General features: G+C 36.4%; 19 protein-coding genes. 10 read left to right on the top strand and 9 right to left on the bottom strand.

Annotation, left to right across the window (positions count from 1 at the left end; translation table 11 throughout):
* Positions 1–306 precede the first annotated feature (306 nt).
* The gene (locus F6K18_RS19355) at positions 307–978 is read right to left on the bottom strand and encodes a class I SAM-dependent methyltransferase (protein ID WP_287523008.1); all 672 of its coding nucleotides are present in this window, start codon (positions 976–978) and stop codon (positions 307–309) included.
* Between the two features lie 1,140 nt (positions 979–2,118).
* Between F6K18_RS19355 and trxB the strand changes: the two genes are divergently transcribed.
* On the top strand, positions 2,119–3,468 hold the full coding sequence (trxB, locus tag F6K18_RS19350) for a thioredoxin-disulfide reductase (RefSeq protein WP_287523007.1): 1,350 nt from the start codon (positions 2,119–2,121) through the stop codon (positions 3,466–3,468).
* 128 nt (positions 3,469–3,596) lie between these two features.
* Here the strand turns inward: trxB and F6K18_RS19345 are convergent, their stop codons facing one another.
* Both F6K18_RS19345 and F6K18_RS36710 read right to left on the bottom strand, forming a co-directional pair.
* Positions 3,597–3,833: a hypothetical protein gene (locus tag F6K18_RS19345; RefSeq protein ID WP_287523005.1), complete on the bottom strand. Its 237-nt coding sequence runs from the start codon at positions 3,831–3,833 to the stop codon at positions 3,597–3,599.
* Positions 3,773–3,973 carry a ribbon-helix-helix domain-containing protein gene (locus F6K18_RS36710; protein ID WP_353735115.1) on the bottom strand — a complete coding sequence of 67 codons (201 nt, stop codon included), beginning with the start codon at positions 3,971–3,973 and terminating at the stop codon, positions 3,773–3,775. Before F6K18_RS36710 ends, F6K18_RS19345 begins: the two co-directional genes overlap by 61 nt.
* A 265-nt stretch (positions 3,974–4,238) precedes the next feature.
* On the opposite strand from F6K18_RS36710, the gene F6K18_RS19340 reads away from it, so the two are divergent.
* Positions 4,239–5,114 (top strand): hypothetical protein, encoded by an 876-nt coding sequence (locus F6K18_RS19340; RefSeq protein WP_287523003.1) that lies wholly within the window; start codon positions 4,239–4,241, stop codon positions 5,112–5,114.
* A 104-nt stretch (positions 5,115–5,218) separates the two neighbouring features.
* On the opposite strand, the gene F6K18_RS19335 is transcribed toward F6K18_RS19340, so the two are convergent.
* From F6K18_RS19335 to F6K18_RS19325, 3 genes are all read right to left on the bottom strand, one after another.
* Positions 5,219–6,136: a GUN4 domain-containing protein gene (locus tag F6K18_RS19335; RefSeq protein WP_287523001.1), complete on the bottom strand. Its 918-nt coding sequence runs from the start codon at positions 6,134–6,136 to the stop codon at positions 5,219–5,221.
* 400 nt (positions 6,137–6,536) lie between these two features.
* Positions 6,537–7,613 (bottom strand): glycoside hydrolase family 24, encoded by a 1,077-nt coding sequence (locus tag F6K18_RS19330; RefSeq protein ID WP_287522999.1) that lies wholly within the window; start codon positions 7,611–7,613, stop codon positions 6,537–6,539.
* 1,058 nt (positions 7,614–8,671) lie between these two features.
* Positions 8,672–9,598, bottom strand: coding sequence for a cobalamin-binding protein (locus tag F6K18_RS19325; protein ID WP_287522996.1), 927 nt, complete (start codon positions 9,596–9,598; stop codon positions 8,672–8,674).
* 120 nt (positions 9,599–9,718) lie between these two features.
* Between F6K18_RS19325 and F6K18_RS19320 the strand changes: the two genes are divergently transcribed.
* Positions 9,719–10,480 (top strand): pentapeptide repeat-containing protein, encoded by a 762-nt coding sequence (locus tag F6K18_RS19320; protein ID WP_287522994.1) that lies wholly within the window; start codon positions 9,719–9,721, stop codon positions 10,478–10,480.
* 324 nt (positions 10,481–10,804) lie between these two features.
* Positions 10,805–11,821, top strand: a complete 1,017-nt coding sequence (locus tag F6K18_RS19315) for an adenosine kinase (RefSeq protein ID WP_124145700.1) — start codon at positions 10,805–10,807, stop codon at positions 11,819–11,821.
* Positions 11,822–12,753: 932 nt separating this feature from the next.
* Here F6K18_RS19315 and F6K18_RS19310 read toward each other — a convergent pair.
* Together F6K18_RS19310 and F6K18_RS19305 are read right to left on the bottom strand one after the other, a co-directional pair.
* Positions 12,754–12,954 carry a hypothetical protein gene (locus tag F6K18_RS19310; protein ID WP_287522991.1) on the bottom strand — a complete coding sequence of 67 codons (201 nt, stop codon included), beginning with the start codon at positions 12,952–12,954 and terminating at the stop codon, positions 12,754–12,756.
* Positions 12,944–13,105: a hypothetical protein gene (locus F6K18_RS19305; protein ID WP_287522989.1), complete on the bottom strand. Its 162-nt coding sequence runs from the start codon at positions 13,103–13,105 to the stop codon at positions 12,944–12,946. Before F6K18_RS19305 ends, F6K18_RS19310 begins: the two co-directional genes overlap by 11 nt.
* A 631-nt stretch (positions 13,106–13,736) precedes the next feature.
* Between F6K18_RS19305 and hoxE the strand changes: the two genes are divergently transcribed.
* A complete protein-coding gene (hoxE, locus tag F6K18_RS19300; protein ID WP_287522986.1) occupies positions 13,737–14,264 on the top strand; it encodes a bidirectional hydrogenase complex protein HoxE in 528 nt (175 codons plus the stop codon).
* 140 nt (positions 14,265–14,404) lie between these two features.
* On the opposite strand, the gene F6K18_RS19295 is transcribed toward hoxE, so the two are convergent.
* Positions 14,405–14,572, bottom strand: coding sequence for a hypothetical protein (locus F6K18_RS19295; protein ID WP_287522984.1), 168 nt, complete (start codon positions 14,570–14,572; stop codon positions 14,405–14,407).
* 387 nt (positions 14,573–14,959) lie between these two features.
* Here F6K18_RS19295 and F6K18_RS19290 point away from each other — a divergent pair, with 387 nt between their 5' ends.
* The 5 genes from F6K18_RS19290 (at position 14,960) to F6K18_RS19270 (ending at position 21,700) form a co-directional block, all read left to right on the top strand.
* Complete coding sequence (locus F6K18_RS19290; RefSeq protein WP_287522982.1) at positions 14,960–16,579, top strand: NuoF family protein; 1,620 nt, start codon at positions 14,960–14,962, stop codon at positions 16,577–16,579.
* Positions 16,580–17,250: 671 nt separating this feature from the next.
* A complete protein-coding gene (hoxU, locus tag F6K18_RS19285; protein WP_287522979.1) occupies positions 17,251–17,967 on the top strand; it encodes a bidirectional hydrogenase complex protein HoxU in 717 nt (238 codons plus the stop codon).
* Between the two features lie 577 nt (positions 17,968–18,544).
* Positions 18,545–19,096, top strand: coding sequence for an oxidoreductase (locus F6K18_RS19280; protein WP_287522977.1), 552 nt, complete (start codon positions 18,545–18,547; stop codon positions 19,094–19,096).
* A 319-nt stretch (positions 19,097–19,415) separates the two neighbouring features.
* A complete protein-coding gene (locus F6K18_RS19275; protein WP_287522974.1) occupies positions 19,416–19,808 on the top strand; it encodes a thermonuclease family protein in 393 nt (130 codons plus the stop codon).
* A gap of 464 nt (positions 19,809–20,272) precedes the next feature.
* Positions 20,273–21,700: a Ni/Fe hydrogenase subunit alpha gene (locus F6K18_RS19270; RefSeq protein ID WP_287522971.1), complete on the top strand. Its 1,428-nt coding sequence runs from the start codon at positions 20,273–20,275 to the stop codon at positions 21,698–21,700.
* The last annotated feature ends 693 nt before the right edge of the window (positions 21,701–22,393 follow it).

Raw genomic sequence — 22,393 nt, 5'->3', positions numbered from 1 at the left:
AATCCCTGACTAAATGCTTCCGACTTCTGTCCTGATTCCTTCCTTATGATTTTTTTAACCTTCTACTAACAGCTTATGACCACTTTTCAATTATGTATAGTGTTATAATAAAAAATTTTAATAAAAATCATGTATAGCAATTCCCATTTGAGGTACACCCATTCGTTTGTTGCTCTGGAGTAGGGAGTAGTAGGGACGTTGCATGGAACCTTTCTACAAAGAGTAATTCGGGAATACAGAGGATAGAAAAATCGCTCAAGATCAATGATTAAAATGTAAATACACTTGGCATAAATTTGTTACTATTCAAAACTCTTCTATTTTTGACCATTTTCTTTCTGCAGTCCAATGCCTATCTGATGATTGATATATTTTTACTTCTTTAATACCAGCATCTTTAACTATTTTCTCTACTTCAACAATAGTCAGAGCAGCTTGCAAAGAATCTCTAAATAACTTTCGTTGATGTTGATTACAATCTCTAGCGTATTTGTCTACAAGTTCCTGTTTTAATTCTGGAGTTTCTGGACGAAGTAAGTCTCGTATAAATATTCCACCTCTAGGGTGCAAAACTCTTTTAACTTCTTGAAATAATAGTAATGGCTCTGATAAATGGTGAACAATACTGTTAGAAATTACCATCTCAAAACTATGTTCTAAATAGGGTAATTTTTTGGCATCTACTAATTCTAATTTGACCTGTGATTGTAATTGTGCTTTTTCAATATTTCTCTCTCCAATAGTCAGCATATTTTTTGATAAATCAATGCCAATTATTTGCCATTCTGGTTGTTGCTGACATATTAATATCGGTATTCTGGCAGTACCAGTACCGACATCAAGAACTAATCCTTTTTTTGGGCCGATTTCTATAGAACTTTCTGCAAAGGCTTGATTGACTTGCAAAAAGTCCATTGAGTCATATTCTTCTGCTTCTTCCCAAGTGTCCATCACTTCTGGTTCTAATATTCTTTCCATAATTTTTTCTATTTCAGTGAAATTCTTACTAATAACCAAAACAACAATACATAAATCTAGTTTTTTGTCAAATTTTCGGCCTTTATTGTTAAGCTGTCTCTAGAAAAATTGTTTTTTTCTCCAACAAATTAAAATTAAAATTACTTAACATCATACGATTTCAATATAGTTTCCAGAGTTTTTTTGCAAATTAATTACACCAATCCTGTGACTATAAAAATCATATCATAGACCGCAAATTAAGTAAATTCGTCAAATAATTGAGAATAATGTCAATAACTAGCCAACTTTACGTTTATTCATAATTTGCTTAACATGACAATTTTAAAATTATCTCCTCAGAAATATTTATTTTAATAATGTCAACAATAGTAGGTTAGCAAAATTCAACGTAAATGCAGAAAACTTAGATTAAGATGTAATATCATGTCTCTTTAAATAACCACTTCGGAAAAATTTAGGGAGTAGGGAGTAGGGAGTAGGGAGTAGGGAGTAGGGAAGAAGGGGAAATTTGTTTGCCCAGCATTCGGACTGAAAAAATATTTCCTCTTAAGAGAAGAACATTTTTATCCCTGGCTAATTAATGAGACTTGATATAAGTACCTTTGCGTAAATTTGGTATAACTTGATAAGCAGGTATAGCAAAAGTTATACATAGATATAGTCATATATTGTAAGTTCAAAAAAACTAAGCAAAGAAAGAAATTTTCACCAAGCTTTAGTACGATTGAACAAGCAAATAATGTCTACAAAAAATCAGGAACCTTTCACTAGATTAACTGTAGAACTAGGTTCAGGTAGATTAACAAAATACAACCGATGTAGGCAAAATATAGAAAAATTCCACTGGTTATATCCTAGCTGTGTCGGTAAATTAACACTGAAAAAAAGGGGTTGCACATTATGGAATGATATTACCAAAAATTAGTTTAGACTTTGAGTAAAAAAAAACCATTAATTAGTCATTCTAGTAATTATCAAATCAAAAATCCTATTCATCAAAAATATAAAATAATTCGTCACTGTGCAACGCCGAAAAAAAAGAAAAGTATCGAGAAAACAAATTTTTTCTAATAACTCTAATAACTGAAAGAAAGTAAAGCACAAAAACATTACTATCTACCGCCAAATCTTAATATTATGACAAAACAAAGAATAGAAAACTTAGTAATTATAGGTTCAGGACCAGCAGGCTATACTGCCGCTATCTATGCAGGACGTGCTAACCTCAAACCATTAGTCTTTGAAGGTTATCAAATAGGAGGTATACCAGGAGGTCAACTAATGACAACGACCGAAGTAGAGAACTTTCCTGGTTTTCCCGAAGGAATTACCGGACCCCAATTAATGGAACGGATGAAAAATCAAGCAGTTCGCTGGGGAACAGAACTATACACCGAAGATGTTACCTTTGTAGACCTAACTCAGTACCCATTTACTATTAAATCAGAGGAACGAGAAATTAAGACTTATAGCATCATCATTGCTACTGGGGCGACTGCCAAAAAACTCAAACTACCTAGCGAAGAAAAATTTTGGAATAGTGGTATATCTGCTTGTGCTGTCTGCGATGGAGCTAACCCGGCTTTTAAAGGAGTGGAATTAGCAGTTATTGGAGGTGGGGATACTGCAGCGGAGGAGTCTATTTATTTAACTAAGTATGGTTCTCATATTCATTTATTGGTACGTCGAGACCAGATGCGGGCGAGTAAGACTATGCAGCAGAGAGTGTTAGAAAATCCGAAAATTACTGTTCATTGGCAAACTGAAGTTATAGATGTATATGGTAATGGTGTGTTGGAAGGTGTGAAACTCAGAAATAATCAGACTGGAACACAAAAGGATTTACCAGTTGGTGGTTTGTTTTATGCTATTGGTCATACCCCAAATACTCAAATTTTTCAAGGACAGTTGGAGTTGGATGAGAAGGGTTATGTGGTTACTCGAGATATGGTGAAAACTAGCGTTGAAGGTGTCTATGCTGTGGGTGATGTCCAAGATAGTGAGTTTCGTCAGGCAATAACTGCTGCTGGTAGTGGTTGTATGGGGGCAATGTTGGTAGAAAGATGGTTGTCGGAAAGAGGTTTGGTACAGGAGTTTGCTCAGGAAAATGCAACTAAGAAGTCGGATAAGGAGATAGTTGTTGAAACTGTTGAGAGTTTTGACCATAATGCTACTCATCATCTGGGCGGTTATGCTTTGCGGAAACTCTACCACCAGAGCGATCGCCTAATTATAGTTAAGTATTCTGCTCCTACCTGTGCTCCATGTCATACTTTGAAGCCTATTTTGGAGAAGGTCCTACAAGAGTTTGAGGGAAAAATTCATTATGTAGAGATTGATATTGAGCAAGATCCGGAGATTGCTCAGAATGCAGGGGTAATGTCTACACCAACGATTCAGTTTTTTAAGAATAAGGGTTTGGTCGAACAGTTGAAAGGTGTGAAGGGTAAGAATCAATATCGGCAGGTGATTCAAAATAATATATAGCGTTTTTATCTGGGATGTGGAGACCAAGTGCGGTCAAAAATGTATGGAGGGAAAACATCATTAATAGGATTTGATTTTTGGCATGAAAAAATACCGACCACATTGCTGCGATCGGCTCCTTTGATTTTTTATTCTTCTTCGTTTGAACTTTCTGGTAGTTTTTCGACCTGCTCCAACAGCCTAACTATTTCTTTTTCTAGAGAAGCTGCTTTGTTTAGAAATCCAGCTTGAGCTGCCTGACTTTCTGTCAATCTTTTCTCTAAACACTCATTATCAGCGTTCATGTAATCCAATGCTTCTGAAACTACTTCCCGGAGCAGGCCAAGGATTCCCCCAATAGTCCTATAGATTGCAACTCGTCCCACGCCCGCGTCCACTTTTCCACTAGCTCGCTGCGACTGATATTCAATGCCTCCGCTATTTCGTCCATACGTTGCAAGGTTTCTGGAGTCAGTGATAGATTGGTTCGTTTTTTGGGGCTTTTGTATTTAGGTTTTCCGGCCATCTATTATTTTTTTATCCATTGTTTGTGTACAAGATAATTTTACTCAACCCTCTTGACATTTTTTTATACACAAGACAATAATAATATCAAGCTATACACAAAAAATATCTAGGAGATGGCGCCCAACGAAGCAGTTTAAATAGCTAAAACCTAAAACTTAACTGACATAGCCCTTACTATTCTCAATGAAAAATTGCTTTGGAGGTGAGGCTTTTATCTTCTAACTTCACCCTTTTCTTGTGCCTTTCTTAATCCTTTTACCCCTATGATTGGAAATTTATATAACCACGGATTCGAGATTCCTTTTAATGACCCAGAACTTCCCCAGTGGGCAGATGGCCATCTAGATAAATTTTGCGATTTATTTTGGCACGAAACCTGGAAAAATGGCGATGATGCGATCGCCTCTCTGGAAATAGATATGCTGGCCGATAGATATGCCTATATCAAAGAGGGCATGGCTTTGAGGGCTTTTCAAATTTATAAATTGTATAAAGATTTAGGATTTAAAACCTTCAAAGAGTATTGTGTTAAAGCCTTGAAAAAATCGGTCTATTACGTCAAACGAGTTATTAAAGCTGCTCAAATATCTTGGTCATTGATGCTAGAAGGATTCACAGAACTGCCAGACAACGTATCTCAAGCTATAAGATTAGCCACTTCTGTTAGTCAAGTCAGCGAGGAAGCTAATGAAACTACGAGCTGTTGGCAGGACGTGCTGGATAAAGCAAAGGATCAATCTAGACCCATTACAGCAAATTATATAGAAACTACTATTACTGGGGAAACTGCACACCCCTTAGCCACAGCAAAACTACCCAGAGATGTTTGGAATAAGTTAAAAGCTCAGGCCAAACAACAGGGAATCAAACCGGAAAAATTATTAGAAGAGATTGTGGGAAATTATTTAGATACAAAACAAGACTCTAGCCGAGAGACTGAAACAGTAGCCGAGCCAGAGCCGATAAACAAATCAAAAATTTCTATGTCCAAAACACCTGAAATGAAAGCCTGGGAAAAAGATTTACAGGATTTAGTCCAGGAACACTTGATGAATGAAGTTAATCATGAGACAACCGTAGACAGCTCCTCAATACCAGAAGTTTTTCACTCAAATGGGGGTGTTCCACCTGGAAGTTAAAGCTAAATACGGAGACCTTCGACTTAAATCCACTTGGTAGAAAGCCTACACCGAAATGCATACGATAAATCGCTACTAATACCATTATTAACTTCTATTTTTATTTATCTACTACTATTACAAACTGCTAGTCGAGATATCAAAGCCAAAAATGTTTCAGCAGCCATCATTTTACCAACTCCATAACAAGCACGTCGTCGCCATATAATTACAGGTAAGTGACCTTCTGGAGCTTGCAGGTTAAAGCTAAGTTCATCATAATATTTCCAACTTTCTCCATTTCGCCATCCGACGCGATCGCAAAAATCTCCATATTGTCCATTTACACTTTCCCATATACGTTGTTGTACTTTTAAGCCAAACAACCCATTACTGTAATATTCCCAAAGCCAGTCAATAGTAAGAAGGTCTGTGCAGGGAAAATTTTCAATATCTACTAACTGTAGCCAACCTTCATCTTCCCGGAGGGTTACTTGCAGTACCAACTCCCAGGTAAGTTCGTCTGCTTTTCGCCATTTTCCTGCAGCTAAAAGATTTATCAGTGGGTTATAGTCTATCCCTACTTCTGACATTGGTGCTTCTGGAGTTGCCATGGCATTTAGATGTTCTTCAATACGATATAGGGTATCTGTCAATATTTCTGGGTTAAGTTGTTCGAGGCGATAAAGTACCCACTCTAGCTGAGAATGAAGCTGGAAGCGTTCCATTGCTGCCTGATTTAACTGAGCTTGTAGTTTATCTAGTTGTCTTTTGAGGTCCCCATTGAAATTTTGATTGTGATTTACCTCATCTACTTGTGCAAAAGGCAAACTTATGGTATTATTACTGCTATTTTTATTTTTCTGGTCTTGTACAAATTTCCACATTTGTCTAGCCCAGTTCAATTTTGCTTCTTCCTTTCGCTGGTATATTTCTGCCGTAGCAAAGAAAGTAGTGTCTGATGTTAAATCCCAACTACAGACAGAACAAAATTCTGGCAATGTTTCAATGTATTCTGTGCCACAGACAGGACATAGTACCATTTCTCAAAAACTTTTCTACATTTTATGTAAGCATTCAGCCGTCAGCTATTAGCTATCAGCTATTAATGTTGGCAAAGGTAAGAGTAATTGATAAATTGAACTAGCTAATAATTATCAAAAAGGTGATTCTGTCTATGTTAGAGACTGTTTCAGGACTTACGCATGAGGTAGGAAAAATTAGGATTTGAGATTGCTTTCCGTTCCGGACTGCTACGCAAACCCTGTCGGTCGCAATGACAAAAATACCTTGTACTGGGTAAGTCCTATGTTTGTAAAAGGAATATTAAATCTAGGCTTAGTGGAGTGGCACACCTAAAACTATGCAACAGATTTTTCCTTCTAGGTTTCTTTATCCCCCTATCTCCCCATCTCCCCATCTCCTTCAAACAAATACTTCAAACTACATTTGAGATTCTTGTTCTGAAGATATCTCAGAGGGTTGATACCGAGCCAAGTTACTATTGTAAGTTCCTATAAGTTTAGGCATGAGCCGCTCAACTTCTGTAGGTGTTTCTCCAAATGAAGGCCAAACCATATATAACTTTCTAAAAGCTTCTTCAATTCTCCCTTGTTCAATGTCCTCCAGAGCATCTTTTTCTCGAATCAATTCTATAGCTACACGGTCTTGATAAGTGGGGCCAAAATTCTTAGCACCTACCATAGGAGCATAGAGGTCCCAAGATGTACTCAGAAACTGATATCTACCTGCTGCATCAGAACAAAGTTTTTCGTTATTCCTATCAATGCCACATTTCATCTCTCTAGGGTGGTCTTCAAAGCCAGAGAAATGGTCGTTTGTGTATTGACGATAATAACCTTGAGGACCTGTGGTGCCTTCTGTTACAGCGATTGTATCGAGAAAAGCTCGTATTCTGGGTACATTTATTGGATAGGCCCAATTCTCATTTGGCTCAATCTCAGGCATAATCACTACTGTTTCTGGCCAATTTTCATCGCCAGCATTTGCGCCCCCACCCACTTCTTGAAATAGTTTTAAGATGGCCATAAGTAACACGAAAATAATTAATAAGGTAGAAGCTAGCTGGATGTTTAACAGTTTAAACCAATTTAAGGGCTGTTTCTGTATTTTCCGAGTAGTAGAATTATTTTCTGTTTTGTTTTTAGAGGGGGCTGATTTGTTGAAGTTTTTAATAGTAGGAGACAAGATCTTTTTTTGAGTATTAGGGAGTATACCGGTTTGCTGACCAAATTTTAGCAAAGAATTAATAGTTTCTAATCGTTTATTTCGATCTAATTCTCGATTATTAGAGCGAATACCCTGAATATTTGCAAAGGCTATAACATCTACTTGAGTTACTTTTTTTAGTGGCTTTTTGACAAATTTCAGGAACATTTGAGCTATATATAAATGAAATGATTTATTTATAGGAGGAATTTGTTGTAACCAGATATTGATTAATTCAATGTCTGAAATTGTTTGAGGTTTACTTCTTTTTTGTACTTGTTGTTTGTACATGGCTCACCATCTGAATACTGTAGAATTAAAGCTTAAAACTAATTATGCTAAGTCAGGAATATATGGTTTCTCCAAAAGCATAAATTAAAGTTGTATTTTGACTCCCTATTGCTTATTGAAAAATGAACTGTTCGGTAAAATCTATAATTTTGTATCTTACTCCTTATGAAAATTGCTAGATGTTAAATAGTTAAATCTAAATAGAATAATGGATATTGAGATGGAAATAGGGAACAAGGAGTAATAATTAAACAACTTCTCTCACCTAATACTCGAATACTTATCTAGTAGTTTGACATTTGGTTATACCGAATTAACTTAACTATAAAAATATATTATTTGAGATTTAATTTAATTTACAGCTTGTTTCATATAAGTGAGCTACATCTGTGGCAGGCAAGATGCCCGCACTACAAAGACTTTATTTAAACCCCGTCCGATCGGGCGAGGTTTTCTTGAATATTTGTACTTCATATAGCACTAAATCTGCTGTATCTCTTTGTTTTTGGCAAGTTTTCTGTTCTGCTTAACTTCAAGTTCTCAGGCAACTCCTTTGCACAAATGAAAAGTAAGTGTGTAATTCTAAGGCATCCTTTCGGTGCGGAAATGCTACGCAAAAAGAATGTAAAGCGTACTCAATAAAGTTATACCAATGTCCTAAAAACAATGTTCTACTTATTGAACACTTCAATTATCAAATAATAAGTCAGGTTAAGTAATGTTTTTAGGAATTATTTGTATGATGTAAAGATATCTTATTCGTTATTTATCTACTCCATATTTACAATTAACAAATATTTATAACTGTATTTACCTCCTTATTTCTGAGTTCTGACTCCTAACTTAAAAATATTTTATACTTAAGAATAGCGGATTTGATCTTATACTTAAGATATAGCAATATAATTTGAGTTGTGAGATCTTAGAAACTTTTAGGCAACAACTCATCTGGCAACAGGTAACAGAGAAGAAGAAAAAAACGTATCATATAAATGTAATAATTGCTATATTCTGTACTTTTAAGAAACACTTCAATTCTCACATCTGATTCCTGATTGCTATAACTTCACCCAACCTATTCCTCCATAACCAAAATTAAATAATTCAGGATGTAAAATTTCCGCTAAAATTTCTAAAGAATCGACTAATCTCGGCCCTGGACGATTAAAATAAGAATTACCATCTGTAATGTAAACTTTCCCCGATTTAACTACAGGTAAATCTTGCCATTCTGGACGATTAATTAACTCCATAGTATCTTGGCGAGTACGTTCTAAATCAAAACCACAAGGCATGAAAATTATCATATCTGGATTAGCAATTAATAACTCTTCCCATTTTAACCATGGAGAATGTTTTCCCACTACTCCAAATAATGAATTCCCCCCAGCTAACTTAACTAATTCTGGTATCCAATTTCCTGCTGCCATTAGCGGATTGCTCCACTCAATACAAGCTACTTTCGGAATATCATTAACTGGTAAATTTTGAGTTTTTTCCGAACAAGCTTTAACCCTATATTTTAACTGAGAAATTACTTCATTTCCATCCACTCCTAAACTCATTGCTACTTGTTCCATATCTGCCCAAACTTCTGCCAATAAATTAGGCTGTAATGAAATAATTTGAGGATGACTTTTAGTTAAATTTGCTACTACAGCTTCTACTTCTGCCAAACTAGCAGCACAAACATCACATTGAGCTTGAGTAATAATATGAGTAGGTTCTAATTTTTCTAGGGTTTCTGTTTCTACACGGTAGACACTCAAAGCTGATTGTAATAACTCCGTAGCTCGATTATGAATTTCACGACTACTTCCCTCAGGATTAAATTTAGGCTGAGTACAAACAGGCAAGTTTTGAATTTCTGGAGGATAGTCACATTCGTGACTTCTACCCACCATAGCATCCGTTAATCCCAATATTGCAACAATTTCTGTAGCACTAGGAATTAGAGAAACAATTTTTAGTTGACGATCTATCATTTTTCTTCTTGAGTATATAGCTATCGCTTTTCTTTACTTAATAAAAAATTAAGCTTTATTATAATTGATTAGTATTTTGAGATAATAGTACTGAGAACAAACCTAAACTATTTAGCGTAGATGCCCATAAGAGATACCAAGAAAATACGAGAAGATTATACTAATGGTAATAGAAACTTTATAGCAATAAAGCTGCCGGAAGTTGACCTTAGTGGTATTAATCTGAGTGGTGCTGATTTTAGTAATTCTGATTTTAGTGATGCTGATTTGACAAATGCTAACCTTAGTGGAGTCAATCTTAGTAATGCTAATTTGAGTGGTACAAACCTAGTAGGGGCAAATTTAAGTGAAGCTAACTTAACAAGTGCTAAATTATGTGAAGCTAATCTGAGTAATGCTAACTTAAGTTGTGCTAATCTCTCAAAAATTGATGCAAATCGTGCTTTTTTGTTTTGCGCTAACCTTTCTCAAGCGAATCTAGATGGTGCTTTTCTTTTTAGTGCTAGTCTTAGCTATGCTTGTCTGATTTATGCAAATATGAAATATGTAAGTTTGATTGGTGCTAATTTAGTAGGGGCAGATTTGAGTAAAGCTGATTTAACTGGTTCATATTTAATTGTTACAGACTTGAGTAGTGCAAATCTGACTAAGGCTAATTTCAGTAAAGTCGATCTCAACAGTTCTAATTTGTCTGCTGCTAATTTGACTAAAGCTAATTTTAATGGTGCTGATTTAAGTTGGGTAAATTTACTTGATACTAATTTGAGTGAGGTTAATTTAAGTCGTGCTAAGTTAACTGATGCAATTTTACCTGATGGTTTCAATGTTAACTACTCTGGGTCATTCAACAATCTTAAATCGAGTGTAGTTAATAAAACATAATTCCAGGTATAAGGCCAGTTTGAGACTAAACTAAGTAAATCTTCTCTTCTTCTATTCCACAATTTATGGTACATGAGTGCAGGTTAGGACATTTTACTTCCTGTTCCCTTTGAACGAAAGTATTTTGTCCTAATGGTACTTATATTAAATCAGGATAATTAGTGATCAAAAAACCTATTATCTTAATAACAAGACAAATCTCCTGATTCTCCCTACTACCCCACTAACTTAATTTATAAAAATTCAACCAGACATCATAATCAAAATTATACATTTTATCCAGACATGATATTATGCCTAAGTGGCCAAAAAATAGAAAAATAGATGACAGCAGCAAATACCCAAAAATTAGACGTATTTGGCGTAGGTAACGCCTTAGTAGACATCCTCGCATTTGTAGAAGAAGACTTAATCGCTAAACATTCCCTCCAAAAAAGCGGGATGACTCTGATGGATGCTCCAACACAAGGAGGAATATTGCACGACCTAGAACACATACCCTTACAAATGCGTTCTGGAGGGTCAGCAGCAAATACCATGATAGCGATCGCTCAGAGTGGAGGAACGGGTATTTTTGTGGCCAAAGTCGCCAACGATCCTAATGGTGAGTTGTACCGTCAAGATATGCTCGACTCCAAAATTGAATTTAATGTAGTTCCTACATCTACAGAAAATGGACCTACTGGTACTTGTGTGGTACTGACAACTCCTGATGCCGAACGTACCATGTGTACTAATCTGGGAGTATCTGTGAGTCTCAGTGCTAATGATATTGATGCAGAACAAATTAAGCGTTGTAAATACAGTTATATAGAAGGTTATTTGTGGACTGGACCGGATACAAAGCAAGCTTGTATTCAAGCAATGGAAGATTCTAAGCGTCAAGAAGTTAAAGTGTGTTTTACTTTCTCTGACCAGTTTTTAGTAGATATGTTTGCTGATGACTTCCGCGAAGTAGCGTCAAATTATTGTGATGTATTATTTTGCAATGCTGATGAAGCTCGTAGTTTCTGCGGAATTGAGTCTTTAGAAGAATGTGCTATTAAAATTGGGGAGTTGGTAGAAACAGCTTTTATTACTAATGGTAAGGAAGGTTGTTTAGTTGCCAAAGATCAAAAAATTACTCCTGTACCAGGGTTTCCTGTGAAAGCGATCGATACTGTTGGTGCGGGGGACGCTTTTGCGGGAGGTGTGTTATTTGGCCTTACCCATGGTTACACACCTATTCAAGCTGCACGTTGGGGAAATTATCTAGCTTCTGCTGTTGTACAAATTCAAGGTCCGCGTTTAGAAGGTTCTTGGGAAGATAAATTTCAGGAAGTAATATCATCTCCTAATTGAAGAATGTTATAGGTTTTAGGTTAATGGTTAATGGTTCAATCTTATTGAGTGTATCAACCTTAACAAGTTTGTAGACTCTACAGGTAGCTGTGGGGTTTGAAAACCCAACTGCTCCGAATAGTGCTGAAAAATTTTCTTCCTAATACTGGCGTTGCTGATTCTGGGTATGATTTGAGAATTTTGTATTTGGGATTTTTTATTTTGGATGGTTTGAACTACTTGTTAATATTAATTCCCAGATCCGGTGTTCCCTATTCCCTATTCCCTATAAACCTACTTTCATACCTTAATTCAGTAATGACCTAATACTTAAGACCTAACGCTCAAAACACAACGGAAACGTAATTCCCTATTCCCTATAAACCTACTTTCATACCTTAATTCAGCAATGACCTAATACTTAAGACCTAACGCTCAAAACACAACGGAAACGTAGCGACGATAATACACAGTATTTCAAGTTGATGAGGTACGGCAACAAAGATTTTTCAACCAGTTTTTCTTAATGGTGAGAATGTATCAAGTTAAGGACTGTACCTCATTTACTAGCAATCTGTTCTATATTTAGAGAACGACTCCAGAAGGCAAAAGTGGGAAAAACATTTCCCTGTCTAAAAGCGATCGTTAGTCTATGTTTTAACCCATTCTTTACTCTACAAAAATTATACAAGAGAGTCAGAAGACAGGACCAGTTATAATACCCCACAAATAATTTTAGGAGATTTAAACTTAAAGATGTATTTCAATACGCACAGTGTGAGAAATATATAGCGCTGTGCGCAGGGAACAGGCAACACTTAACTGGGAACAGGGGGAATAAATTGCCGATCATATAAGACTTCTAGCTCTTTTGCCCCTACTACAATTTGTAAATATACCAGCGCTCATTGCTATATCTTTGTTTTTTTTCATATCTCCCTGCTTTGTGTTTATTAGACATCTCCGAAAAAGAATAGACTTTTTGCAGAAATAGGCAACAGTTGTGCGACCCCACGGGGTTCGACAGACGCAAAGGAAAAGGCATCAAGAAAAGCAACAGGGAAGAAATTTTCTGAAAAAAAGCGCAAAAAATGCTTTATATGTGTAATATCAAATCCGTTTAATTGGACATAAAAAAAATCTTCAATCGTCATAACTACCCTCATCTTTGTAATTCTTTCTCCTCCTGACTCCTGTCTCCTGACTCCTGAGGACTCCTAACTTAACCATTCTATGGCTGTTTAACCGGATTTGATATAATGTGTAATTTCCACTTTTATGTCTATTTAATTTATAAGTATTCAATCAGAGTTGAAAAAACCATCTTCTGACTTCAATGGCAAATCTCTCCCTGCTCTCTACTGACTGCTTTTCTCCCTAGCTAAATGTAGCAAAATTTTGAGATTTGGTATTATGGCAGGGAATAGGGAATATCAAATCCGTTTAATTGCACATAGCTCCAATTTAGACAGATAGGGAATAGTGAAATTTATAGCAATACTAAAAACGTTGAAGGGTTTAGCATCCTCTACAGAGAACAGACTACTGAATTGAAGTGAGGTTGTTCAACCAGATTTCATATAACAGGCAATAATGGGAAAAGTATTTCCCTATCTAACGTTCATCATCAGTCTATTTGCTCACCAAATCGTTCCTTTCTATATGATTTAAAAATTTAGTTGATTTTAGTGATTTTGTTGAATAATTATTAAAGATTTAAGCTCAGTCTTAAAGCAAAATTAAACAACAAACAAGTTGTTTATTAAACAAGATGAAAAAAATGTAATAAAATGTGAATCAAGTGGTTCAAAAAAATAGTAATATGTAACAATATAAATAAATTAAAACTTTAATAAGCAGGCAGTAAATATTAAGTAAATATCGACTACCATCAAAAGCAAATACCAAGAGCAGTAAGTTGAGGAGTATTATAGAAATGGAAACTGCCACGAAAGATACTAAAAGCAAAGATTCTCAACAACAAAAAAAGGGTCATCCTAGTGGCGATAAACGCTTTAAACAGTTAGATATTACAATGAAGCGGAATCAATATCGTCAAGATTCTTTAATTGAAGTATTGCATAAAGCACAATCAGTATTTGGTTATTTAGAATCTGATGTTTTGATGTATATAGCACGAGGTTTAAAGTTACCATTGAGTAGAGTTTATGGAGTAGCAACTTTTTATCATATTTTTTCACTTAAGCCTAATGGTGCTCATACTTGTGTGGTATGTATGGGTACTGCTTGTTATGTAAAAGGTGGTGGAGAAGTAATTAAAGCACTAGAAAAAGAATTAGATATAAAAGTAGGAGAAACAACAGCAGACGATCAAATTTCTCTGATGGCAGCTCGTTGTTTAGGTGCTTGTGGGATTGCGCCAGCAGTGGTTTTTGATGGTAGCGTCGCAGGTAAACAAACTCCAGAAGTAGTTATGGAAAAAATTAAAAGTTGGCAGGAGTAAATTTAGCCAAAAATCAACAGTCAAAATTCCATGGGTAAACATAGTATTTAGGTAAAGTTTTACCTGATTAAAAGTTGATATTTTTTGATTGTGGAAATATTTAAAGCTAGAAAAAGAATCCAGTTGTGAAGTTAGAATATTTAGGTAAGATGGAAACTAAGAAAAACTGGTAATCCTGCATAGTAATGGTATACAAGAAACAAGGGATGCTTGGCACGGGAGCATCTTGCTCCCACTGCCGTACCTCGTAACAAAAATAATGCAACGCACAACCATGACAATGCACCACCACCGAAAAACCATCTCACTTAGTTACTTAACGATCTATTTTTTTTTACTGATTTATAAATCAAAATCAAACTCAAGGAAAGAAAAAAAAAAGCTATAGCACTACGCAAATAGGGCGCGGACATTTATAAATGCTCAAAGTTAGTCAGGGATTACTTCTGATTTCTAACTTTTGACTTACTTCTAACTTCTGACTTGCGCTGTTAGTCAGGGATGACTTCTGATTTCTGATTTCTGATTTCTGATTTCTAACTTCTGACTTGCGCTGTTAGTCAGGGATGACTTCTGATTTCTAATTTCTAACTTTTGACTTTGAACTTTTGACTTTGAACTTTTGACTTGCGCGTAGCGCTATAACTGCCGATCGCTCAGTGCTAATAGCTAAAAATAAGAAAGGAGAATAATAGATGGACTATCAAGATTTGCTAGATATTGCCGAAACAGAAAAAAATAGACAAAAAAGCATTCGAGTTCACTGCTGTACGTCTACAGGTTGTCAAGCTGCTAATTCTGTAGATGTAATGAAAAACATGAAAAATGCAGTTAAAACAGCAGGGTTGGAAGAACGTGTCGAAGTAGTAGGAGTAGGTTGTATGGGATTTTGCGGACGCGGTCCCCTAGTACAAATAGACCCCGACGACACCCTCTATGAAGAAGTAGAACCCGAAAACGCTGCCAGTATTATCGACGCACTCAATGGCGGTACCACCGAAGTCATTAAAGGCGACTCTCAACACCCATTCTTTTCTCATCAACTCCGCATCGTCAGGGAACATACAGGAAAAATTAATCCCGAACGCATCGAAGAATATGTCGCCGTCGGTGGATATCAATCTCTTTACCACGCGTTACATGAAATGACTCCCGGTGAAGTCGTGGACGAAATTACTCGCAGTGGTTTACGCGGTCGGGGTGGGGGCGGTTATCCCACTGGTTTAAAATGGGCAACCGTCGCCAAAATGCCAGAAGGTCAGAAATATATTATCTGCAACGGTGACGAAGGAGACCCCGGCGCATTTATGGACCGGAGCGTATTAGAAAGCGACCCCCATTTAGTATTAGAAGGAATGGCGATCGCTGGTTATGCTGTGGGAGCAAATCACGGTTTCATTTACGTCCGTGCTGAATATCCTCTCGCCATCCAGCGGTTACAAAAAGCTATTCAACAAGCAAAAAAATACGGACTCTTGGGTAGTCAAATATTCGACTGTCCTTTTGATTTCAAAATTGACATCCGCATCGGTGCTGGTGCATTTGTTTGTGGGGAAGAAACTGCCCTCATTCAATCAGTGGAAGGCAAACGTGGCAACCCCGTACCCCGTCCGCCATATCCTGCTCAGTCTGGACTTTGGGGATATCCAACTCTAATTAATAACGTGGAAACCTTTGCCAACATTGCCCCTATTCTGAAAAAAGGTGCAGAGTGGTACGCGAGTATTGGTACTGAAAACAGCAAAGGCACAAAAATATTCGCCCTCACAGGTAAAGTTAGAAATAACGGTTTAATTGAGGTACCAATGGGAATTACTCTGCGGGAAATTGTTGAGGAAATGGGAGGTGGTGTTCCTGGTGGGGAAGTGAAAGCGGTACAAACAGGGGGTCCTTCCGGTGGTTGTATTCCTGTTTCAATGCTTGACACTCCTGTAGACTACGACTCTCTCAGCAAAGTTGGTTCGATGATGGGTTCGGGTGGCATGGTGATTATGGATAAGGAAACTAGCATGGTTGAGGTGGCGCAGTTTTATATGGAATTTTGTCGTGGTGAAACTTGTGGCAAGTGTATTCCTTGTCGCACTGGTACGGTGCAGTTATATGCTTTGCTGACTAAGATTTTGAATAAACAGGCGACTGTTATGGACTTAGAAAGGTTGGAGGAGTTGTCTTATATGGTGAAAGATACTAGCTTATGTGGTTTGGGGATGACTGCACCTAATCCGGTTTTGAGTACGTTGCGCTATTTTAAGCAAGAATATCTAGATTTATTGCAGGAGTCAGAGTTTTCTAGCAATGGTAAGGTATTAACTTAGGAGTCAGGAGTCAGGAGTCAGGAGTCAGGAGAGAAGAAGGAGGTGCGCTATTAACTGGACATTATATTAGAAGTCAGGAGTCAGGAGAAAGGAAGTTTTTGTGCTATTAACTGGACATTATATTAGAAGTCAGGAGAATGTAGGAGATAGCGATCGCCTTGCTAGAGAAGTCAACTAACAGAGCATTTGGATGAGAGAGTAAGCAAAACACTAACTCCCTAAATATTTAAGTGGTTTATAAGAGTTGAAAAGCTCTGCAATTTTACTTTTAACAAGAGGTGTAATACCAATTTGAAAAAATAATGTTTAACTTAGGTGAAACTTCAATTATTAAGTAATTAACACAGGCGTAATGACTTTTTTGCTAATTAGCACGCCAGTTATTGTTAATTATTCTTATGTTTATATCAAATCCGTTTAATTCGGTATAAAAAAATATTCCATCTTCACCCAGAGCGGAAAGAACTCTGAATTCTTTTCCCTTCTGAATTCTGAATTGCAGGATTGCTGTTTGCGGAGCATTCCGTAGGAAATTCTGATTCACTATCTTATTACACCGATGTTACCGGATTTGATATTACTTCTCCCCCATTCCCTCACTCCCATACTCCCCTACTCAATAAATTGTAGAAAACACTTATCAAATTGGTATAATATTAGGAGAAAAAAATATGTCAGTAAAAACGTTAACTATTGATGGCAATCAAATTGCAGTTGAGGAGGGAACTACTATTCTTGAAGCAGCTAAGGAAGCAGGAGTTCGCATTCCTACTCTCTGTCATTTGGAGGGAGTTACGGATATTGGTGCTTGTCGGTTGTGTCTGGTAGAAATTTCTGGGGTGAAAAAGTTATTACCTGCTTGCGTAACTCAGGTTGCGGAGGGAATGGAAATTCAGACTCAAACTCAGAAGTTGCAAGAATATCGACGGATGTTGGTGGAATTGTTATTTTCTGAGGGCAATCATGTTTGTGCGGTTTGTGTTGCGAATGGGAATTGCGAATTGCAAAATATGGCAGTAGAGGTGGGGATGGATCATACTCGGTTTCCCTATCGTTTCCCAGACCGGGGAATGGATCTATCTCACAAGCAGTTTGGTATAGACCATAATCGTTGTATTTTGTGTACTCGCTGTGTGCGGGTTTGTGACGAAATAGAAGGAGCGCACGTTTGGGATGTGGGAAGTCGTGGTGCTGCTTGTTACATTGTTTCTGGTTTGAATCAACCTTGGGGAGAGGTGGATGCTTGTACTGCTTGTGGTAAGTGTGTGGATGCTTGTCCCACTGGTGCAATTTTCCGTAAGGGGGCAACGGTAGCTGAAATGGAGCGCGATCGCTCTAAGTTGGAATTTTTGGTCAATGCTAGGAAAAATAAACAATGGACAAGGTGAATGAAGTTAGAAGTTAGAAGTCAGAAGTCAGAAGTTAATTTGTTTGATTTCTATTTTGGCTAATCTATGAAATGTATTTAGAGACTGAATTTATAAAATTACCTTTTCCCTGTTCCCTATTCCCTAATTGAAGGTATTAATTATGTCGAAAAAAATAAAATTTGCCACAGTTTATACCAATTCACTGAAAGAATGTCACAAATAGTAAGTCAAATAATAAGCTGAAATTACTGTAAAATTCAGGTTTCAAGTCGCTAAAATATAACTTCTGACTTCTGACTTTAGTGAAACGGTATTAGTAGGGTGCGTTGCAACGCACCATTAACTAAAGATAGCAGATAAAAGATAATTGCCTAGTGCTGTATAGCAGTCTAAGCAAAGGTTAGGACAGTTCAAAAGCTTAAAACTCAGACAAAGGAATATTTTTCCTTCTTCCTTCTTCCTTATTTTTTCTGTTGTACAAGTAGCGATATCCTCAGAAAAAGTCAAGCAAATACTATTCCTTTGAAACAGAAAATTTGAGTGCTTTTCTATTCCCTGTTCCCTACTCCCTATTCTCTAATTAAAGGTATTAATTATGTCAAATAAAATAAAATTTGCTACAGTTTGGTTGGCTGGATGTTCTGGTTGTCATATGTCGTTTCTCGACTTAGATGAATGGTTGTTTGAACTTGCAAATTATGTCGAGGTTGTTTATAGTCCGGTGGGAAGTGATATTAAAGAATATCCAGAAAATGTTGATGTTTGTTTGGTGGAAGGAGGTATTGCTAATCAGGATAATTTAGAAATAATTTTTGAGGTGAGGAAAAAGACTAAAACTTTAATTTCTTTTGGTGATTGTGCTGTTACTGCTAATGTGCCAGCTATGCGAAATATGTTGGGTGGTACGAAACCTGTTTTAGAAAGAAGTTATTTAGAGTTAGCAGATGAAAATAAGCAATTACCAAATTCGCCGGGAATTGTACCAGAATTACTTGATAAAGTTCGACCAGTGCATGAAGTTGTTCCAGTGGATATTTTTATGCCTGGATGTCCGCCTTCTGCTGATCGAATTAAGGCGACTTTAGAACCTTTATTAAAGGGTGAAATGCCAAAAATGGCAGGTAGAGAAATGATTAAGTTTGGGTAAAAGAAGAAGAAGTCAGGAGACAGGAGTCAGGAGACAGAATTAAGCTAGGATAGGTTGAATTAAGTGGTAGCGCAACCCAAAAGATATATATTTTTGTTAGGTTTATCCTCCGGATAAGCTCCCCTAACATTCCTCAACCCAACCGACAGTATTAGTTAGTCAAAAAAAGCTGATTAAAATACGCAAAATTAGTCTAATTTTAGCTATCGTATCCTGTGTAATTTTAATACTTTTATCTCTATTAAATACTCCCCAGTCTTTAGCTACTCAACAGGCAAGAATTTCTCAGATTATTGATGGAGATACTTTAGAAGTTACCATGTCACAATGTCGAATTCCTTGGAAAAGAAATTCACAATTATGTCGGCTACAACTTGCCTGTATTGATAGTCCTGATTATGGAGATAGTCCGTTTTTTGAGGCTGCTAAAAGTAGACTTGAAACACTGATTCCTAGAGGTACAATAGTATTAGTTAGTGATACAGGAAAAAGTAGTCATCAACGGATAGTTTCAGAAGTATTTAAAGATAATACTTCCATTAATTTACAACTGGTTAGTGAAGGAAAAGCTTCCCTTTTCTGTAAACATCTAAATGATACTTGCCCTAGTTTAAAAACTGCTTACTTGAATGCTCAAAATTCTGCCAAACAAGCAGGTTTAGGTATCTGGAATTCTCGACAACCTTGGCAAAAAGCCCGCATTTGTAATTAGAAGAAAACTGATAAACAAAGTAGAGGTAGTTTTGAGAAATAAATTTTATAATATTCTCAAAACCTAGTGCCGCTACGCAGAAGTTAAAAGTCGTAGGGGCGTTAACGATAGTTATGCGAAGCAAATGCCATTCGCCCTCAAAAGTATTGATTGGTAAAGCTATTAGCATTTTGTAACTGGTTAGTTATTTCTGCCATCCTACACTAGAGTTTAATTTAAGTAAGTTAGGTTTTGTTTCCTCAAGCAAAACTACTAAAATTACTTTCCTTTTACCTTCTAATAATGACAATTTTTAACGCCAACCTACACATCTTTTTTGTTGGGTTGCGCTCTCGCTTAACCCAACCTACTAAAATTACTTACCTGTTTTCTTTTCATCACATTAGTTACTTACTCAGAAAAATAGCTTTGAAAAATTTCTCAAAATCTAGAGATTATTTATTTAGTAAAGGAGAAAATAAACTATGTCTAAAACAATAGTCATCGACCCAGTAACTAGAATCGAAGGTCATGCCAAAATATCAGTAATATTAGATGATGTGGGAGAAGTATCCGACTGTAGATTTCATGTCGTAGAATATCGTGGCTTTGAAAAATTTTGTGAAGGGCGACCTTTTACAGAAATGGCAGGAATAACAGCTAGAATTTGTGGAATTTGCCCAGTAAGTCATTTATTAGCTTCTGCCAAAACAGGGGATAAAATTCTCGCAGTTCAAGTTCCTCCCCCAGGAGAAAAATTGCGTCGAATGATGAATTTAGGGCAGTTAACTCAATCCCATGCTTTAAGTTTTTTCCATCTTAGTAGTCCTGATTTTCTATTAGGTTGGGATAGCGACCCTGCTAAACGAAATGTCTTTGGTTTAATGGAGGAAAATCCAGATTTAGCTAGGGCAGGAATTCGACTTAGGCAGTTCGGTCAAACAGTCATAGAATTGTTAGGAGCTAAAAAAATTCATGCTGCTTGGGCAGTACCTGGTGGTGTACGTTCTCCCCTATCTGAAGAAGGGCGAGAATGGATCAAAAATCGTCTCTCAGAATCTTTTGAAACTACTAATACTGCTATTAGTTTGTTTAAGGATTTATTGGATAAAGAATTAAAAACTGAAGCTGAAGTTTTTGGTAAGTTTCCATCATTATTTATGGGATTAGTTGGTGCAAATGGTGATTGGGAACATTACGGCGGAAAACTACGGTTTACTGATAGTGAAGGTAATATTGTTGCCGATAATTTAAGCGAAGATAATTATCAGGAATTTTTAGGGGAAGCGGTGGAAAGTTGGTCTTATTTGAAATTTCCCTATTACAAACCAATGGGTTATCCTGATGGAATTTATCGTGTCGGACCTCTTGCTCGTTTAAATGTTTGTTCTCAGATAGGTACAGAAAAAGCAGACCGAGAATTAAAAGAAATGCAAGAGCGGGTAGGTGGTGTTCCTACTTCTTCTTTCTTCTATCATTATGCTCGTTTGATAGAAATTATTGCTTGTTTAGAAAGAATTGAACAATTGATAGATGACCCAGATATTGTTTCTCCGCGCACTCGCGCTACTGCTGGTATTAACTGTTTGGAAGGAGTGGGAGTTAGTGAAGCGCCAAGAGGTACTTTATTCCATCATTACAAAGTAGATGAAAATGGAATTATTCAGAAGGTAAATATGATTATTGCCACTGGTCAAAATAATCTGGCAATGAATCAAACTGTGACTCAAATTGCCAAACATTATATTCACAATAATCAAATTCCAGAAGGAATGTTAAACAGGGTTGAAGCAGGTATTCGAGCTTACGATCCTTGTCTCAGTTGTTCGACTCATGCAGCAGGTAAAATGCCATTACATATTCAATTAATTGCGGCAAATGGCAATATTTTAGATGAGGTTTATCGGAATTAAAAGAAGGAATAAGGAATAAGGAAGAAGCAAGAAGAAAGAAAATTATCAATATAAAATTAGCATCCAAGAAGTATCAGTAGAGGTGAAATTTTCCAAATCCCTATCACCAAAAATATCTTCCTGTAAAAGAAGAAAAAAATACAAAGGAAGAAGGAAGAAAATTATCAATATAAAATTAACATCTAAGAAGTATCAGTATTGGTAAAAATTTCCAACTTCCTATCGCCAAAAATATCTTCCTTTTTGTTTTTTCTTGAGGGCAAATATTGATTTCTGACTTCAGCTATACTCACCTTATTCTTAGATGTAGCTTATGGCAATTAAAAGAAGGAATAAGCAAGAAGGAATAAGCAAGAAAATTATCAATATAAAATTAACATCCTAGAAGTATTAGTAGAGGTGAAAATTTCCAAATCCCTATCGCCAAAAATACAACATATTCCTTGCATAAGAATTACAGAGATTAACAATTAAATATTTGTAGTGCGGGCATCTTGCCCGCGATGGATGTATCTCATGCTTAATGGAATCTGCTGTATCTTTCTTTTTGTTTTTTCTTGAGGGCAAATATTGATTTCTGACTTCAGTTATACTCACCTTATTCTTAGATGCAGTTTATGGCAATTAAAAGAAGGAATAAGCAAGAAGGAAGAAAATTATTAATATCAAATTAACATCCAAGAAGTATCAATA

It is taken from the genome of Okeania sp. SIO2C2, from assembly GCF_010692625.1.
In the GTDB taxonomy this organism is placed as follows: domain Bacteria; phylum Cyanobacteriota; class Cyanobacteriia; order Cyanobacteriales; family Microcoleaceae; genus Okeania; species Okeania hirsuta.
Note: the sequence above shows the minus strand (reverse complement) of the source record. Positions and strands in the feature narration are given on the sequence as shown.

Excerpts from the sequence above, each read along its gene's own strand:
- F6K18_RS19355 (WP_287523008.1), bottom strand. The coding sequence starts at position 978 with ATGGAAAGAATATTAGAACCAGAAGTGATGGACACTTGGGAAGAAGCA.
- trxB (WP_287523007.1), top strand. The coding sequence starts at position 2,119 with ATGACAAAACAAAGAATAGAAAACTTAGTAATTATAGGTTCAGGACCA.
- F6K18_RS36710 (WP_353735115.1), bottom strand. The coding sequence starts at position 3,973 with ATGGCCGGAAAACCTAAATACAAAAGCCCCAAAAAACGAACCAATCTA.
- F6K18_RS19340 (WP_287523003.1), top strand. The coding sequence starts at position 4,239 with ATGATTGGAAATTTATATAACCACGGATTCGAGATTCCTTTTAATGAC.
- F6K18_RS19335 (WP_287523001.1), bottom strand. The coding sequence starts at position 6,136 with ATGGTACTATGTCCTGTCTGTGGCACAGAATACATTGAAACATTGCCA.
- F6K18_RS19330 (WP_287522999.1), bottom strand. The coding sequence starts at position 7,613 with ATGTACAAACAACAAGTACAAAAAAGAAGTAAACCTCAAACAATTTCA.
- F6K18_RS19325 (WP_287522996.1), bottom strand. The coding sequence starts at position 9,598 with ATGATAGATCGTCAACTAAAAATTGTTTCTCTAATTCCTAGTGCTACA.
- F6K18_RS19320 (WP_287522994.1), top strand. The coding sequence starts at position 9,719 with ATGCCCATAAGAGATACCAAGAAAATACGAGAAGATTATACTAATGGT.
- F6K18_RS19315 (WP_124145700.1), top strand. The coding sequence starts at position 10,805 with ATGACAGCAGCAAATACCCAAAAATTAGACGTATTTGGCGTAGGTAAC.
- F6K18_RS19310 (WP_287522991.1), bottom strand. The coding sequence starts at position 12,954 with ATGACGATTGAAGATTTTTTTTATGTCCAATTAAACGGATTTGATATT.
- hoxE (WP_287522986.1), top strand. The coding sequence starts at position 13,737 with ATGGAAACTGCCACGAAAGATACTAAAAGCAAAGATTCTCAACAACAA.
- F6K18_RS19290 (WP_287522982.1), top strand. The coding sequence starts at position 14,960 with ATGGACTATCAAGATTTGCTAGATATTGCCGAAACAGAAAAAAATAGA.
- hoxU (WP_287522979.1), top strand. The coding sequence starts at position 17,251 with ATGTCAGTAAAAACGTTAACTATTGATGGCAATCAAATTGCAGTTGAG.
- F6K18_RS19280 (WP_287522977.1), top strand. The coding sequence starts at position 18,545 with ATGTCAAATAAAATAAAATTTGCTACAGTTTGGTTGGCTGGATGTTCT.
- F6K18_RS19275 (WP_287522974.1), top strand. The coding sequence starts at position 19,416 with ATGTCACAATGTCGAATTCCTTGGAAAAGAAATTCACAATTATGTCGG.
- F6K18_RS19270 (WP_287522971.1), top strand. The coding sequence starts at position 20,273 with ATGTCTAAAACAATAGTCATCGACCCAGTAACTAGAATCGAAGGTCAT.